The following is a 15,461-nucleotide window of genomic DNA, read 5'->3' as shown; positions in this document are numbered from 1 at the left end:
ACTTTCCGTTACTTTATAATTTCGCCATTATTAATGCGATAAAGTTTAGCGTTTTTCATAATTTCATGATCAATGCCATCAACTGATGTTGTCGTCACAAATGTCTGCACCTTGTGTTGAATTGTGCTCAATAAATGAGACTGACGTGAATCATCTAATTCACTTAACACATCATCTAGTAATAGGATGGGATACTCACCTACCTCAATATTCATCAGTTCGATTTCTGCAAGTTTGATTGATAAAGCCGTCGTTCTTTGCTGTCCTTGCGAACCGTAAGTTTGAGCATCCATACCATTTACGTTGAAACCTAAATCATCTCTGTGAGGGCCAAACAAACAGACACCTCTATCTTTTTCACGATCTTTATTATCATCTAGTAAAGTTAAGACTTCCTCTAAGCGTTCCGTCTCACTTTTTTCTTCCGCATCTAATTTGATACTAGGAAGGTACCTTAATGATAGTGTTTCATTCTCGTCTGTAATACCAGAATGAATAGGTTTGGCTAATGATTCAAGTTCTTTAATAAAATGTTCACGTCTTAATGTAACTTTGAGTGCATATGTTGCAAATTGTTGGTTTAAGACATCAAGCATAGTGCTGTCAGTCTTTTGACCATATTGCAATTGCTTCAAATAATTATTCTTTTGTTTTAAAATTCTTTGATATTGAGACAAATCATTTAAATATACAGCTGAAATTTGTCCAAGTTCCATATCTATAAATCTACGTCTTATTTGAGGTGCGCCTTTGACAATATTCAAATCTTCAGGTGCAAACAAGACAACGTTTAAGTGACCGATATATTGTGTCAGTCTACTTTGTTCTAAGTGATTGATTTTAACCTGCTTACCCTTTTTAGTTATAAACATCGTTAAAGGCATTTCTCCATATCTATAACTGAGTTCACCCTCTATTTTAGCATAGTCTCGATCAAAACGTATGAGTTCTTTATCATTTGATGTTCTGTGACTTTTGGCTAATGCTAGTGTATAAATAGATTCCAATAAATTAGTCTTCCCTTGCGCATTCTCGCCAATCAATATATTGACTTCAGGGTGACAATTTAGAGTAATTGACTCATAGTTACGATAATTGTCTAGCTGGAGTGTCTTTAGTTTCATTCTTCACCTTGATGTATAATCAAAAATGAACCGACTTCTGGTATAACGATGTTATCTTGATGGTTTAATTTTTTACCACGACGCATTTCGCGCCCACCATTGATCATTACTTCAAAATCTTGCAGGAACCATTTCGCTTGACCACCAGATTCAATAATACCTTCTGTCTTTAGAAATTGCCCTAAAGTAATGTCTCCATCAACAATTACTTCTTCAACCAAATCAATCACTCCATTCCTTTTAAACTCATCTATATATTATACCTTTTTTCGAGAAAAATTTCATGCAAAATGCAGATAGAAAGCGTTTTCTTATGTATAATTTTTACTATTATTGAAATTTATTTACAAAAGTACTTTTAACAAGGTAACACTCATATATTATAACAAACTTTTCTTCCTAATATTCTATCTTCTTAAAAAAAGATTCTACTTAAAAATTATTAATGTTTTTAACTACGCAATATTTCATAAAAAATTTTAATATGCGTTCAACGACAATGTTATGATTTTGAATTTTAATGACTTTCTCAGCTTAATTATTAGTTTTAGGTATCATAAGTCTAAAAAAGTTTAAATTGCTTATATTTAAGCTCTAAATAGCATGTAAGTAGCGTTAAATGTTTATGATTAATATATCTCTATCAATATACACGTTTTATTTTATGAAATTACTTCGAAATAAAAAAGAGTGAAGCAATGGTTTATATGTGACAGAGGTTGAGACATAATAGATTCGCCTCAAACGCATTTCATATTGGCAGTAGATGACTGAATTGAAAATGGGTTTTAAATCAAGCTTCTGTCCACACCTCTAAGTTATGCTTACTATGATTTAAATATCCACAATATAAAAAACCCGAGACATAAATCTGTCTCAGGCTCTATCTCTTGAACAAAAGCTTAATATGTTCTAATTGGTAAAATTAATTGTGTAACTGAATCGTCATCTTTTGGTTTTAAAATAAATGGTTTCATCGTACCAAAGAATTCAACTTCAACTTCATCGTTATCGATTGCTTTAAGTGCATCCATCATATATTTAGAGTTAAATGAAATTTTTAAATTGCCGCCATCAACGTTATCCGCTTTTACTTCTTCTTTCACAGTACCAATTTCTGGTGATGTAGAAGATAACTCGACTAATTCATTACCTGTACTTAATTTAATAACATTGTTTCCACCTTCACGTGCTAATAGAGATGCACGATCAATAGCATGATAGAATTCTCCGTTATCTATGCCTATTTTAATTTCATAGTTTTCTGGGAATAAACGTGAAGTATCTGGATAGTGACCTTCTAAGAGACGTGAAATAAAGTTTACATTTCCGACTTTAAATAATACTTGGTTTGATGCAAAGAAAATATCGATATCTTCTTCACTATCAGACATAATTTTATTTAATTCTGCTAAAGCTTTACCTGGAATAATGACATTTTTATTTTCAGATTCATCTTCTAAAGCTACTTTTCGCACAGCCAAGCGGTGTGAGTCAGTCGCTGTGCATATTAATTCATTATCTTGTATAAGCCAGTTAACACCAGTGAGTACTGGGCGTGTTTCTGAGGTGGACACTGCGAAATTCGTTTGTGCTATCACGTTTTTAAGCACTTTTACAGATAATTGAATGGCATCATCACGAGAAACTTGTGGTAATAAAGGATATTGATCTGGATCTAAACCACTTAAATTAAATTCTGAATGTCCAGAAGTTATTAAAGTTTGGAATTGTTCATTTGTTGATAATTTAACTTCTTTTCCTGGTAGTTTTTTAATAATATCTACAAAGAAACGACCAGGGAGTACAACTGAACCAGTTTCTGTAATTTCAATAATGTCTTCTCCATCTACTTGTTTAGGAATTGTAATTTCTATTGAGATTTCTGAATCTGAACCAGTAAGTATGACTTCATTGTTTTTAACTTCAATTTTTATACCCGTTAGTATAGGTAATGTAGTTCTTGGTGAGATTGCTTTTAATGTGTCATTTAATTGATTTATAAAATAATCTCTTCTAATTGTAAATTCCATTTTTAAACTCCTTCCAGTCGTTTATATAATAATTATATAGGTTTTAAACCCGTAGTAATAGTAGTAGGGCTTGTGGATTAGGGGATAACTCAAATTAATACAATCATGTCATTGTTTGACGACTGTGGATAACTTGTGCACAGTGTGTATTACTTTTGCACATTGTCCACAAAGTTAAAAAATAAGTTATTTTGTTATACCTCTAAATTGATTTATTAATCTGTTATAGTACAGATTGTTTTATTGGTTTCTAATTTCTTTTTCAAGATTTTCAACTTCTTGCTTAAATGTCGGATCATTATTGATATCTTTTACTATTTTTTCATGTGCGTGAATAACAGTAGTATGATCACGTCCACCAAACTCTTCTCCGATTTTAGGCAGCGAAAAGTCAGTTAATTCACGTGATAAATACATAGCAATTTGACGTGGATAAGCAATCGATTTTGTACGTTTCTTGGCACTAAAGTCTTCTATTCTTACACTATAGTATTCTCCAACAACTTTTTGGATATCTTGTATAGTAATTTTTTTAGATTTAGGTGCTTGGATGATATCTTTCAGTGCAGCTGCTGTTAATTCAGTTGTGATAGGTTGCCCTTGTAACTTTGAAAAGGCCAATACACGATTAAGTGCGCCTTCAAGTTCACGTATATTTGATTGTATTTGATTAGCGATATACGTTAAGGCTTCAGTAGGAATATTTATATTTTCTTCACCAATTTTTTTCTGCAAAATAGCCATTCTGGTTTCGTAGTCTGGCGGTGTAATATCTACTATCAATCCCCACTCAAAGCGAGAACGTAGTCGATCTTCTAATTTAGCAATTTCTTTAGGAGGTCTATCACTAGAAATAACAATTTGCTTATTCGCTTGATGTAAATCATTAAATGTGTGGAAGAATTCTTCTTGAGTTTGTTCTTTGTTTTGAATGAATTGTATATCATCTATTAAGAGCACATCGATATTACGATATTTTTCTCTAAAACGTTCTGTTTTATTGTCTCGGATAGATTTAATGAATTCATTGGTAAATTTTTCACTAGATGTATAGATGACTTTGGCATCTGGATTATTATCTAAGACATAATGGCCAATAGCATGCATTAGATGGGTTTTACCTAATCCTACACCACCATATATAAATAATGGATTATATGCTTGGGCCGGTGCTTCGGCTACAGCTAAACTCGCAGCGTGTGGGAATCTGTTTCCGGGACCGATGACGAATGTTTCAAATGTATTGTTGATATTGAATTGTTCATCACCAACTTTTGCTACATCAACAGTATCAAGGTCTACTTCTTTTTCATTAGCACTTTGTTTAACATCTTGTTTTTTTTCAGATTTTAAACTTTCTAATTCATCTTCAGAGTAAAATACTGGCATGATTTCGTGACCAATAGCTTCATATAATGCAGATTGTACGATTTCAACATAATGTGTTTTTAACCAATTAGCTACAAAAGGATCATCAATGACTACAATAGCTTCATCATTTTGTAACGAATAAAGTTTTGTATCTTTCAAAAAAGTTTGATAGCTAGGATAGCTGACTTTTTCTTGAGCTAAGGTTAAAACTTTTTCCCAAATTTCTTGTTCTGACATAATAGCAAACTCCAACTTTCTATATTTTAAAAGTTATACACAGAAATAACATGTGTGAATAAACATAATCACAAGCTGTTAATAATTATCCACAAGTTACACACAATCAGTGGATAACTCATTATGGATTATAAGTTATACACAACCATTTAGGATATATCTCCATAATATAATCCCTTATTTATCAATATTTACATAACTTATCCACACAATTATACTTTTTAACAAACACCTCTGTCAAATGGCTGTGAATATGTTGTTAAATCGTAAATAACCCTGTGCATAGATGAAATATTATCCACAAAATAAGCATGCGTATCTGTGAATAAGTGGATAACTTACAAGAATGAATAGTATATCAAAAATTAAACGATTTGTGGGCTTGGGAAATAATTTATAAAAAGTGTATGGAATTTGTATAATTAAAAATTCTCTAGATTTGAAATGAAAAATATTTATATGATAAGGTGAATCTTCTATATTAATAGACGTATTTATCAATACAGTTTAAAAATATCTAGTACTCATTCATATTATAATGAGATGAAAACATGCTTGAAATTGATACTTGCTTTATAAAAAAGATTTTGTTATATTGTAGTAGTTGCTTGAATTATGACTAGAAATTAATAATATTAAATCAAGACTTGAAGCAAAAAGCTTATATTAATTTATCTATTATAATATTTAGATAACCGAATACAGATGGAGGTGTTTTTGCATGGTAAAACGTACTTATCAACCAAATAAACGTAAACATAGTAAAGTTCATGGTTTCAGAAAACGCATGAGCACAAAAAACGGTCGTAAAGTTTTAGCGCGTCGTCGTCGTAAAGGCCGTAAGGTATTATCAGCATAAGATCACTGACTCATCAGTGGTCTTTTTTTTGGTTTAAAATAACGAAAATAAGTAGCAAAATTATTGTTATTATTAAAAAATACAACACATGTTAGGTATATAATAATAAATGTAATGAAAAGATAAGCGAGTGATGTTTCGTGGAGAAGGCATACCGAATTAAAAAGAACAGTGATTTCCAATTTATATATAAAAAAGGAAAATCAGTAGCAAATCGTCAATTTGTAGTCTATACGAAGTCTAATAAAGAATTAGAACACTTCAGACTAGGTATTAGTGTTTCTAAAAAATTAGGTAATGCTGTTGTTAGAAATAAAATTAAGCGTGCTATTCGTGAAAGTTTCAAGGTACATAAACAAAATATATTACCAATGGAAATTATTGTGATAGCCAGGCAGCCAGCTAAAGATATGGATACACTACAAATCCAAGCAAGTTTAGAACATGTTTTAAAAATAGCTAAGGTTTTTAATAAACGAATTAAGTAGGGTAGGGGGATAATTTAGACTGACGTCAGTCTAACGTCACACAACCCTAAGACTAACTTATTAGAAATTTTGAACAAGATGTTAGCTTTTTGATCCAAAACTATTTACAATATTATAATGATAAATTTTAGAATAAAGGAGGCGAGATGGATGATGGATTTAGATACGATAACGAGTATATCCACACCTATGGGTGAAGGTGCTATTGGTATTGTACGTTTGTCAGGTGTTGACGCGGTAAATATTGCAGATAAATTATATAAAGGGAAAGAACCATTAGAACATGTACCTTCTCATACAATAAATTATGGGCATATTGTTGATCCTGAGACAAATGAAGTGGTCGAAGAAGTGATGGTGTCTGTCTTACGTGCACCGAAAACATTTACTAGAGAAGATATCGTTGAAATTAATTGTCACGGTGGTATTTTAACCATCAATAGAGTGTTAGAGTTAACGATGACACACGGTGCAAGAATGGCTGATCCAGGTGAATACACAAAACGTGCGTTTTTAAATGGTCGTATTGATTTATCTCAAGCCGAAGCGGTGATGGATTTTATTCGTTCTAAAACCGATCGTGCATCTAAAGTTGCAATGAATCAAATTGAAGGTCGTTTAAGTGATATGATTAAGCGACAGCGACAATCCATTCTCGAAATCCTTGCACAAGTAGAAGTTAATATAGATTATCCAGAATATGATGATGTGGAAGATGCCACAACAGAAGTTTTATTAGAAAAATCAAATCAAATTAAGACAGAGATTAATAAGTTATTAGATACAGGCACACAAGGGAAAATAATGAGAGAAGGTTTAGCAACGGTCATAGTTGGTAAGCCGAATGTTGGTAAGTCATCCATGTTAAATAACCTGATCCAAGACAATAAGGCGATTGTTACAGAGGTGCCTGGTACGACTAGAGATACTTTAGAAGAGTACGTAAACGTTCGCGGTGTACCTTTAAGGTTAGTAGATACTGCTGGGATACGTGAAACGGAAGATATCGTTGAACGTATTGGTGTAGAACGTTCACGCAAAGCTTTAGGTGAAGCGGATTTAATCTTGTTTGTGCTAAATTATAACGAATCATTAACAGAAGAAGATCGCAAGTTATATGAAGTTATTAAAAATGAAGATGCCATTGTCATAATTAACAAGATGGATTTAGACAAACAATTAGATATTTCAGAAGTAAAAGAAATGGTTGGAGATATGCCAATCATTCAAACATCAATGTTAAAACAAGAAGGTATTGATCAGTTAGAGATACAAATTAGAGATTTATTCTTTGCAGGAGATGTCCAAAATCAGGATATGACATATGTATCGAATTCAAGACATATTTCATTGTTAAAACAAGCGAGAAACTCAATTCAAGATGCTATAGATGCTGCAGAAGCTGGTGTGCCAATGGATATGGTTCAGATAGATTTAACGAGAACTTGGGAAATTTTAGGTGAAATTATCGGAGAATCCGCAAGTGAAGAATTGATAAATCAATTATTTAGTCAATTCTGTCTAGGAAAATAAAAGGGAGGAAAAAAGTATGGCTCAAGAATATGATGTAATAGTAATTGGAGCCGGACATGCTGGTATTGAAGCTGGACTTGCTTCAGCAAGACGTGGTGCCAAAACGTTAATGTTAACAATAAATTTAGATAATATTGCATTCATGCCATGTAACCCATCAGTTGGTGGCCCGGCTAAAGGAATAGTAGTTCGTGAAATAGACGCATTAGGTGGCCAAATGGCGAAAACAATCGATAAAACGCATATCCAAATGCGTATGTTAAACACTGGCAAAGGCCCGGCAGTAAGAGCACTTCGCGCACAAGCTGACAAAGTACTTTATCAACAAGAAATGAAAAAGGTAATTGAAGATGAAGCAAACCTTGATATTATGCAAGGTATGGTGGATGACTTAATTATTGAAGATGAAGTCATCAAAGGCGTACGTACGAATATCGGCACAGAATACTGGGCAGATGCAGTCATTATTACAACTGGTACATTTCTACGTGGTGAAATCATTTTAGGTAACATGAAATATTCAAGTGGTCCAAACCATCAATTACCATCTATTTCACTAGCTGACAATCTTAGAAATCTCGGATTTGAAGTAGTGAGATTCAAAACTGGTACGCCACCGCGTGTTAATGCCAAAACGATTGATTATTCTAAAACAGAAATACAACCAGGTGACGACGTTGGTAGAGCATTTAGTTTTGAAACAACGGAATATATTTTAGATCAATTACCTTGTTGGTTAACATATACCAATGGAGAAACACATCAAGTTATAGATGATAATTTACATTTATCTGCGATGTATTCAGGCATGATTAAAGGTACAGGACCTAGATATTGTCCATCAATTGAAGATAAATTTGTAAGATTCAATGATAAGCCTAGACATCAACTTTTCTTAGAACCAGAAGGTAGAAATACCAATGAAGTTTATGTCCAAGGTTTATCAACAAGCTTACCTGAACATGTTCAACGTCAGATGTTGGAAACAATTCCAGGCTTAGAAAAAGCGGATATGATGCGTGCAGGATATGCAATTGAATATGATGCACTTGTACCGACACAACTGTGGCCAACACTAGAAACTAAAAAAATTAAAAACTTATATACTGCAGGACAAATCAACGGAACTTCTGGTTATGAAGAAGCGGCAGGACAAGGTATCATGGCTGGAATTAACGCAGCATCAAGAGTACTAGATGAGGAAGAAGTCATCTTAAGCCGTTCAGACGCCTATATTGGTGTTTTAATAGATGATCTTATAACAAAAGGTACCAATGAACCATATCGTTTATTAACATCTCGTGCAGAATATCGTTTATTATTAAGACATGACAATGCAGATTTACGATTAACAGATTTAGGTTATAAATTAGGTATGATTTCTGAAGAACGTTATGCGCGTTTCAATGAAAAACGTCAAATGATAAAAGATGAGCAAGCACGCTTAAATGAAATTAGAATAAAACCGCACGAACGTGTACAAGAAATTATTGAAGCGCAAGGCGGTTCACGCTTGAAAGACGGTATATTAGCCTTGGAGTTATTGCGTAGACCTGAAATGACGTATAACTTGATTCTAGAAATTTTAGAAGAAGAAAATCAATTACCTAGTGATGTTGAAGAGCAAGTTGAAATTCAGACAAAATATGAAGGCTATATCAATAAGTCGTTACAGCAAGTTGAAAAAGTAAAACGTATGGAAGAAAAGAAAATTCCAGAAGACTTAGATTATAGTAAAGTTGATAGTTTAGCGACTGAAGCACGCGAAAAATTAGCGGAAGTTAAACCGTTAAATATTGCGCAAGCATCTCGGATTTCAGGTGTAAATCCTGCAGATATTTCGATCTTATTAGTGTTCCTAGAACAAGGTAAAATACAAAGGGTGGAAAATTAAGATGAGTGTAAAATGGTTAACTGAGCAACTCAGCACACAAGATATCGAACTTACAGAAAAACAACAACATCAATTTCAAACGTATTTTCAAATGCTCGTTGAATGGAATGAAAAAATGAATTTAACAAGTATTACTGAAGAACATGAAGTGTATTTGAAACATTTTTATGATTCAATTGCACTAAGTTTTTATACGGATTTGACACAAGAGCTAACAATTTGTGATATTGGTGCTGGTGCTGGTTTTCCAAGTATTCCATTAAAAATTATTTATCCTAATTTAAAAATTACAATTGTAGATTCATTAAATAAACGCATCCATTTTTTAAATCAATTAGCAGAAGCATTAGATTTAGAAAATGTGAATTTTGTACATGATCGCGCAGAAATTTACGGAAAGGGAGACTACAGGGCGTCTTATGATATTGTAACTGCACGTGCAGTTGCTAGACTTTCCGTATTAAGCGAATTGTGTTTACCGTTAGTTAAAAAGGGTGGACAATTCATTGCTTTAAAATCAGCTAAAGGCGAAGAAGAATTGGAAGAAGCGCGTTTTGGTATAGGAATCCTCGGTGGTAAACTTCAGGATGTCATTTCATATGAATTACCAGAAGATGCTGGTGAAAGGCAAATGATAAAGATTGATAAGAGAAGTGAGACACCAAAGAAATATCCAAGAAAACCAGGAATGCCCAATAAGTCTCCATTACTTGAAAAAGAAAAGTGATTTAATACAACTAATTTAGAGGGAGCGCATAAAATATGAAGAAACCTTTTTCTAAATTATTTGGTTTGAAAAATAAAGATGACATTGTTGGTTATATAGAAGAGGATCATAATAGTGTTGAATCTATTCATACTGAACGTATTGTGCCAAATCGTTATCAACCAAGACAAGTATTTGAGCCAAATAAGATTAAAGAACTCGCAGAATCAATAGATGAGCATGGATTGTTACAACCGATTGTAGTACGTCCTATAGAAGAGGATATGTTTGAAATTATTGCTGGAGAGCGTAGATTTAGAGCCTTACAATCGTTGAATAAGACATACGCAGATGTCATTATCAGAGATTTAGGTGATGAAGAAACTGCAGTGGTTGCTTTAATAGAAAATATCCAACGTGAAAATTTATCTGTTGTAGAAGAGGCAGAAGCCTATAAAAAACTTTTAGAACTAGGCGATACTACACAAAGTGAATTAGCTAAAAGTGTAGGTAAAAGTCAAAGTTTTATAGCAAATAAATTGAGATTATTAAAATTAGCGCCAAAAGTGATAGAACGTTTACGTGAAGGCAAAGTTACAGAACGTCATGCACGTGCGATGCTAAGTTTATCAGATGAAGATCAAGAAACATTAGTGGAAACGATTATAAGCCAAAAGTTAAACGTGAAACAAACTGAAGCTAGAGTAAAACAAAAAGTCGGCCCTGAAAAAGTGAAAGCGCAAAGTTTTGCATTTGAAAAAGACTTAACAGATGCACGTGAAGCGGTAGGCAAAAGTTTAGAAGAAATTGAAAAAAGTGGCATCAAGTTTGAACATCAAGCTAAAGACCATGATGATTATTATGAAATAAAAATTAAGCTTTATAAAAAATAACAGTTGAGTTTAATTGAACATATCGCTTATTCAAAAAGTACAACTTCGTTTTAATTTAAATGAGGTTGTACTTTTTTTATTTATTATAAGTGTTAATGAGTCAGATATCATTTAAATGTAAAGATTATTTTAAAAGTATATTTTATTTTATATTCCCCTATTCAAAAAGTACAACTTCGTTTTAATTTAAATGAGGTTGTACTTTTTTTATTTATTATAAGTGTTAATGAGTCAGATATCATTTAAATGTAAAGATTATTTTAAAAGTATATTTTATTTTATATTCCCCAAAAATTAAAAATAAATAAATAAAAAACATTTACAGGATTGTCGAATAATAAAATATGTGATTAAATTAAGAAAACGCTTACATATTATTAAAGGGGGATGTTAAAATGGTAACGTTTATTGTATCTATTATTTTATTAGTTATAGGTTATTTCACTTATGGGAAGTATATCGACAAAATGTTTGGCACGAAACAAGATAGACCAACACCAGCATATAATCAACGTGATAATGTCGATTATTTACCTATGAAGACATCATCAAATTCACTCATTCAACTATTGAACATTGCAGGTGTAGGACCGATTTTCGGACCGATTATGGGGGCATTATATGGACCTGTAGCATTTATATGGATTGTTGTGGGATGTATTTTTGCAGGTGCAGTACATGATTATCTGACTGGAATGATTTCAATTAGAAATAAAGGGGCACATTTACCGGAGCTTGCTGGTAAATTTTTAGGTCAGGTCATGAAACACTTTGTAAATATCTTTTCAATCTTATTATTATTGCTAACTGGAACAGTTTTTGTAACAAGCCCGGCATTGTTACTACATAATTTATTAGATGGTCGAATCGCATTAGGTATCATTATCTTTGTCATTTTTGTTTATTATATTTTGTCTACAATTTTACCTATAGACAAAATCATTGGACGCATTTATCCAATTTTCGGTGCATTGCTATTAATTAGTGCAGTAGGTATAGGTTTCCGTCTTATTCAAACAGGTGCACCGATACCTGAAATTAATTTGAAAAATATGCATCCAGATGGCGCTCCTATATTTCCACTACTATTTTTTACAATTACTTGTGGTGCTTTATCTGGTTTTCATGCTACACAAACGCCTATTATTTCGAGAACGACAAACAAAGAGAAAAATGGTCGTTTCATATTCTATGGAATGATGATTGCAGAGGGTATTATAGCAATGATTTGGGCAGCTGCAGGCATGAGTTTATTTAATGGATATAGTGGATTAAGTGATGTTTTAGCACGTGGGGAAGCGGCTCTTGTTGTAAGTGAAGCATCACATCTATTATTGGGTTCTGTGTTTGGTACGATTGCAGTACTGGGTGTTATTGTCTTACCAATTACAAGTGGTGATACATCTTTCCGTAGTGCACGTATGATTATAGCTGATTATTTAAATTATGGTCAGCGCAGTATGTTAAAACGAGTGATTGTAGCTGCACCATTATTTGTCGTAAGCTTTGGTTTGACTCAGGTAGACTTTACCATTTTATGGCGCTATTTTTCTTGGGCAAACCAAACTACAGCTGTTGTCGCTTTATGGGTAGGTGCAATGTACTTACTTATCGCGAAAAAGAATTTTTGGGTGGCAGCAATTCCAGCAGTCTTTATGACTTGGAATATTTTCACTTATATTTTAAGTCAGAAGATAGGTTTAGGTCTGGATCTTAATTTAAGTTATGGCCTCGCATTTGTATTTACAATTTTATGGATTGGCTACTTTACTTATCAATATAAAAAAATTACTGCAGGTGCTTCATTTGAATTAGATCATCCTATACCATATCAACAACAACAAACTGCGACATAAATATAAAATTATGATGGGATACTGATTTCTTAACGCTATGATACAGGTTAATTAAATAATAATAATGATAGGAGTAAGATACGTGATTAAAAACATGATTTAGTTGCGGTCTTACTCTTATTTCTTGTAAGTCTAAGGGAGGTCTAAAAAAGACGCTATAGCTATATGACAAAAACTTTTTGCATAATTAAATGTGCGCATGTCAATACAATTTGGTAGTCTAAAATAGAATCACACTATAGTCTCAAGTTAAAGGAGCTTGGCAAATGAACATAGGTAATCAAATTAAATTTTTTAGACAGCGTGACCATTTATCACAAGAAGAATTAGCTGCAAAATTGTATGTTTCACGACAAACAATTTCAAATTGGGAAAATGATAAAAGTTATCCAGATATACATAATTTGTTAATGCTTAGTTCTTTGTTTCAAGTTTCTTTAGATAATTTAGTTAAAGGAGACATAGAGATTATGGAACAAAAGTTAAAACAGAGCAAATTTAATTTATGGAGTCATTTAATGATTTGGCCTATGTTATTATCCGCAATTTTAGCAGGTCCAACACTCTACTATTGGACGACATTATGGATTTCAGCTGAACTTATACTCTTAATAACTATGATTATTGCATCATTTAAAGTAGAAGCCTTAAAAAAATCGTATAGAATACAAACGTATGACAGGATAGTTGCTTTTATGCATGGGAAAGACCCTAATGATGTTTATAGTAGTAAATTGCGTAATACTGTAACTTTTATGTACAGTTTTATAGTTTGTGTCGGATTATTTATTATAATTGTGCTATTAAGCATGCATTTTTTTGATGTATTGTAATAGTTACTTTTCATAACACCTTGTAGTTAAAGATTTATCATAACTATGAGGTGTTTGATTTATGAAATCTTTGATTATTGCGATCGTATACCCCACGCATTAGTAAATATTATTTCTTACAATAATAATATTCAAATCTTAATAATAGTATTGCTTTACTAACTGGGAAATATTAATATTAAGTAAATAATTTGTAAATAAAATGTTAAGAAAAAATAATTGCTAATTTAGGGGTGATTGTATGTTTCGTTTTTTAAAGCCAGCAAAACATGTGGATCCTTTACCATCTGAAAAGGTAGATGATACATATAAAAAGTTACGGTTACAGGTTTTTTTAGGTATTTTTATCGGTTATGCGGGTTACTATTTGCTGAGAAAAAACTTTTCATTAGCAATGCCTTCATTAATTGAAGATGGTTTCAGTAAAGGAGAGCTTGGTATTGCGCTATCAGCCATTTCAATCGCTTATGGATTTAGTAAATTTGTAATGGGAACCGTAAGTGATCGCAGTAATGCGCGTGTATTTTTAACTTTAGGTTTGATGCTTACGGCAATTGTTAATTTACTATTAGGATTTGTACCATTTTTTACTTCTAGTATAACAATCATGTTTATTATGTTATTTCTAAATGGATGGTTTCAAGGTATGGGATGGCCGCCATCAGGACGTGTACTTGTGCACTGGTTTAGTGTTAGTGAACGTGGTAGTAAAACGTCTATTTGGAACGTGGCTCATAATGTTGGTGGAGGACTAATGGCACCGATCGCAACTTGGGGAATATCTATGACTGCCCTTTATAATTTTGGTTATTTAAGAGGATTTGAAGGCGTATTTATATATCCAGGATTACTGGCAATTGTTATCGCAATTATTGCATATTGTTTAATTAGAGATACACCTCAGTCACAAGGTTTACCTCCTATTGAACGCTTTAACAAAGATTACTCAACGACGTCACATGAAACACTTGAAACAGAGTTAACAACAAAAGAAATATTGTTTAAATATGTATTAAATAACAAATGGGTATGGGCCATTGCTTTTGCTAATATTTTTGTCTATTTTGTACGTTATGGTGTGTTAGATTGGGCACCTACTTATTTAAGTGAAGAAAAGCAATTCAATTTAAGTGAATCAGGTTGGGCTTATTTCCTTTATGAGTGGGCAGGCATTCCAGGTACACTACTTTGTGGTTATATTTCCGATAAAGTATTTAAAGGGCGCCGTGGTCCTGCAGGTTTCTTCTTTATGCTTGGCGTTACAATTTTTGTATTAATTTATTGGTTAAACCCACCAGGTCATGCATGGTTGGACAATTTATCATTAATTGCAATTGGATTTTTAATCTATGGGCCAGTGATGTTGATTGGTTTACAAGCATTAGATTATGTACCTAAAAAAGCAGCCGGAACAGCTGCAGGTCTAACGGGTTTATTTGGTTACTTATTTGGTGCTGTGATGGCAAATATTGTTTTAGGTTTTGTCGTACAACATTTTGGATGGGATTTTGGTTTTGTCTTATTAACAGTTATTAGTATTTTAGCGATGTTAAGCTTTATTTTAACTTGGAATAAACGAGGCCAAGAACAATTACATTAATAAAACAAGCATTATAAGGCGTGACTATGAGATC

The 15,461-nt window shown here is 32.6% G+C and carries 13 protein-coding genes; 9 read left to right on the top strand and 4 right to left on the bottom strand.

The window, feature by feature from the left end:
- Window positions 1–8 precede the first annotated feature (8 nt).
- From recF to dnaA, 4 genes are all read right to left on the bottom strand, one after another.
- A complete protein-coding gene (recF, locus tag KA926_RS08640) occupies window positions 9–1,124 on the bottom strand; it encodes a DNA replication/repair protein RecF (RefSeq protein WP_019467931.1) in 1,116 nt (371 codons plus the stop codon).
- Entirely contained in the window at window positions 1,121–1,354 is a 234-nt protein-coding gene (yaaA, locus tag KA926_RS08635; RefSeq protein ID WP_191904817.1) for a S4 domain-containing protein YaaA, read from the bottom strand. Before yaaA ends, recF begins: the two co-directional genes overlap by 4 nt.
- 672 nt (window positions 1,355–2,026) lie before the next feature.
- Window positions 2,027–3,157, bottom strand: coding sequence for a DNA polymerase III subunit beta (gene dnaN / locus KA926_RS08630; RefSeq protein WP_019467929.1), 1,131 nt, complete (start codon window positions 3,155–3,157; stop codon window positions 2,027–2,029).
- 240 nt (window positions 3,158–3,397) lie between these two features.
- On the bottom strand, window positions 3,398–4,765 hold the full coding sequence (dnaA, locus tag KA926_RS08625; protein ID WP_107386351.1) for a chromosomal replication initiator protein DnaA: 1,368 nt from the start codon (window positions 4,763–4,765) through the stop codon (window positions 3,398–3,400).
- Window positions 4,766–5,486: 721 nt separating this feature from the next.
- On the opposite strand from dnaA, the gene rpmH reads away from it, so the two are divergent.
- From rpmH to glpT, 9 genes are all read left to right on the top strand, one after another.
- Window positions 5,487–5,624 carry a 50S ribosomal protein L34 gene (gene rpmH / locus KA926_RS08620; protein WP_000240855.1) on the top strand — a complete coding sequence of 46 codons (138 nt, stop codon included), beginning with the start codon at window positions 5,487–5,489 and terminating at the stop codon, window positions 5,622–5,624.
- Window positions 5,625–5,764: 140 nt separating this feature from the next.
- A complete protein-coding gene (gene rnpA, locus KA926_RS08615; protein WP_107386350.1) occupies window positions 5,765–6,112 on the top strand; it encodes a ribonuclease P protein component in 348 nt (115 codons plus the stop codon).
- A 153-nt stretch (window positions 6,113–6,265) separates the two neighbouring features.
- Window positions 6,266–7,645: a tRNA uridine-5-carboxymethylaminomethyl(34) synthesis GTPase MnmE gene (mnmE, locus tag KA926_RS08610; protein WP_181187421.1), complete on the top strand. Its 1,380-nt coding sequence runs from the start codon at window positions 6,266–6,268 to the stop codon at window positions 7,643–7,645.
- A gap of 16 nt (window positions 7,646–7,661) precedes the next feature.
- Entirely contained in the window at window positions 7,662–9,539 is a 1,878-nt protein-coding gene (gene mnmG, locus KA926_RS08605) for a tRNA uridine-5-carboxymethylaminomethyl(34) synthesis enzyme MnmG (RefSeq protein ID WP_107384809.1), read from the top strand.
- Window position 9,540: 1 nt separating this feature from the next.
- Window positions 9,541–10,266 carry a 16S rRNA (guanine(527)-N(7))-methyltransferase RsmG gene (gene rsmG / locus KA926_RS08600; protein WP_107384810.1) on the top strand — a complete coding sequence of 242 codons (726 nt, stop codon included), beginning with the start codon at window positions 9,541–9,543 and terminating at the stop codon, window positions 10,264–10,266.
- A 35-nt stretch (window positions 10,267–10,301) separates the two neighbouring features.
- On the top strand, window positions 10,302–11,138 hold the full coding sequence (locus KA926_RS08595) for a ParB/RepB/Spo0J family partition protein (RefSeq protein ID WP_040030046.1): 837 nt from the start codon (window positions 10,302–10,304) through the stop codon (window positions 11,136–11,138).
- 395 nt (window positions 11,139–11,533) lie between these two features.
- Window positions 11,534–12,994 (top strand): carbon starvation CstA family protein, encoded by a 1,461-nt coding sequence (locus KA926_RS08590; protein ID WP_107517828.1) that lies wholly within the window; start codon window positions 11,534–11,536, stop codon window positions 12,992–12,994.
- Between the two features lie 266 nt (window positions 12,995–13,260).
- Entirely contained in the window at window positions 13,261–13,827 is a 567-nt protein-coding gene (locus tag KA926_RS08585) for a helix-turn-helix transcriptional regulator (protein ID WP_107385339.1), read from the top strand.
- A 241-nt stretch (window positions 13,828–14,068) separates the two neighbouring features.
- On the top strand, window positions 14,069–15,427 hold the full coding sequence (gene glpT / locus KA926_RS08580) for a glycerol-3-phosphate transporter (protein ID WP_107386058.1): 1,359 nt from the start codon (window positions 14,069–14,071) through the stop codon (window positions 15,425–15,427).
- Window positions 15,428–15,461: the final 34 nt, after the last annotated feature.

Source organism: Staphylococcus sp. GDY8P94P (assembly GCF_017892255.1).
Classification (GTDB): Bacteria; Bacillota; Bacilli; order Staphylococcales; family Staphylococcaceae; genus Staphylococcus; species Staphylococcus cohnii.
Note: the sequence above shows the minus strand (reverse complement) of the source record. Positions and strands in the feature narration are given on the sequence as shown.